Annotated in this window: 1 protein-coding gene; it reads right to left on the bottom strand. The window is 46.4% G+C overall.

Translation table 11 applies throughout. From position 1 onward, the window contains the following. A partial coding sequence (gene galE / locus ACWHAR_RS28445) for a UDP-glucose 4-epimerase GalE (RefSeq protein ID WP_452088617.1) occupies positions 1-642 on the bottom strand: 642 nt, incomplete at both ends.

Raw genomic sequence — 642 nt, 5'->3', positions numbered from 1 at the left:
TGTCGGATAGTCATTTCCGTATACGCTTAATTGCTCGAGCTTCCCGACTGCTACCTGTGCCACATACGGCATAAGGTTATTTGGGATTCCGTTCGGCTCTTCACCGATCCGTCCGCTTGGATGCGCGCCGAACGGGTTAAAGTAACGAAGCAGCGCAACGCTCCACTCATTGTCGGCTGTATGCAAATCACGCAATATTTGTTCAAGCATGAGCTTTGTCTGCCCATAAGGATTTGTCGCGCCTAATGGAAAGTCTTCCGTAATCGGCGATGTTTCCGGAACGCCGTATACTGTCGCAGATGAACTGAATACGATTTTCTTGACGCCGTATTTCTCCATGGCCTCGCATAAAATAAACGTTCCTGTCAAATTGTTATGATAATATTTGAGGGGAATCGCCACAGATTCGCCGACTGCTTTTAACCCTGCAAAATGAATCACAGCTTCGATTTCATTTTCAGCAAAAACGGAATCTACCGCTTCCCGGTCCAATAAATCCGCTTCGTAGAACGTTAAATCTTTTCCTGTAATCTCCTTGACACGGTTCAGCGCTTCAGCTGAACTGTTGGACAGATTATCAAGAACAACAATCTCGTAGCCGCTGTTCAATAGTTCAACACATGTGTGGCTGCCAATGTACCC

This window comes from Bacillus sp. LR--39 (genome assembly GCF_053613335.1).
Note: the sequence above shows the minus strand (reverse complement) of the source record. Positions and strands in the feature narration are given on the sequence as shown.